This is a genomic window from Cellulomonas algicola (assembly GCF_003851725.1).
GTDB lineage: Bacteria > Actinomycetota > Actinomycetes > Actinomycetales > Cellulomonadaceae > Cellulomonas > Cellulomonas algicola.
Map to the genome: position 1 here is coordinate 1 of NZ_BHYL01000444.1, position 1,127 is coordinate 1,127.

The 1,127-nt window shown below is 79.2% G+C and carries 1 protein-coding gene and 1 pseudogene; both read left to right on the forward strand.

Annotation, left to right across the window (positions count from 1 at the left end; all coding sequences use genetic code 11):
* Positions 1-782: zf-HC2 domain-containing protein (locus tag CTKZ_RS20615; RefSeq protein ID WP_124344650.1), on the forward strand; the 782-nt coding region annotated here is incomplete at its 5' end.
* Positions 779-1,127, forward strand: a pseudogene (locus CTKZ_RS22235) (translation initiation factor IF-2); the annotation flags it as partial. The gene CTKZ_RS20615 and the pseudogene CTKZ_RS22235, both read left to right, overlap by 4 nt.

Below are 1,127 nucleotides of genomic sequence, written 5' to 3' on the forward strand. Positions count from 1 at the left end.
CGCCGGACCCGGACGCCGCCGACGCGCGCCGGCCGCAGCCGCCGCGTGACCCGTTCGCCGCGCCGCCCGACCGGTTCGCGCTCGCATCGGCCGGCCTCGTGCCGCGCTCGTGGACGGGCCGCTCGACCGCGGGCCTGCGCCCCGACCTCACGTCCCGCCGCCACCCCACGCGCCTCGCCGTCGGGTCGGTCGCCGGGCTCGGTGCCGTCGCCGCGATGCTCTTCGTGCTCGGCGAGCGCCCCGAGATCGTCCCCGTGAGCCACCCCGGCGCGGACCTCGCGCTGCTCGCGCAGCCCGCCTCCGGACCGGGCACGGCCGACGGGCGTCCCGTGCTCGACGACGCGGTCCGCGCCGGTCAGGTCGACCCCGCGACGACGTCGTGGCTGCGCGCGCACGCCTGGTCGTTCCCGACCGACCTGCCCGACGGCTGGTCGATCACGGCCCTGCGCTGGGCGCAGGGCGGGTCGGTGCTCGAGGTCGACGTCACCGGTCCGGCCGGGACGCTCGTCGTGACCGAGCAGCAGGGCCGGCTCGACACCGACGCGATCGCCGGTGCGCGCGTCCACGACCTCGGCGGGCGTGCCGTGTACGTCCTCGCGTCCGAGCCGTCGCACCTCGCCTGGCAGTCCGACGCGACCGTCGTGCAGGTGGTCGGCGCCGACGGGCACGACGTCCTGGCGCCGCTCGTGGCAGCCTTTCCCGGAGGCGCCTACGACGACGGGGTGCCCGCGCGCATCACGCGCGGCTGGCAGACGGTGACGGGAGCCCTGCAGACCCCATGACGACCCCCGACGAGGCGAGCCGACCGACCGAGCCGGCAGCCGCTCCGGGTGCGACGCCGCGACCTGCCGACACCACGGCGGAGCCGCAGGCGCCCGCGAGCACGCCTGCGACCCCGGCCGCACCCGAGACGTTCGAGAACCCGTTCGCCAGCCCGTCGGGGCGGCGCGTCCTGCCGCCCGACCCCGCGCCGCGCCTGGCGCCGACCGCGGCGCCGGTTCCGCCCGCCTCGTCGCCGGAGACCTCCGGTGGCGCGGCGACGGGGACGTCGCACGCCGCCCACGGCACCGATCCGCGCCACGGCCGGGCCGGTGCCGACCCGCGCTACGGCCAGCCCGGCCCCGACC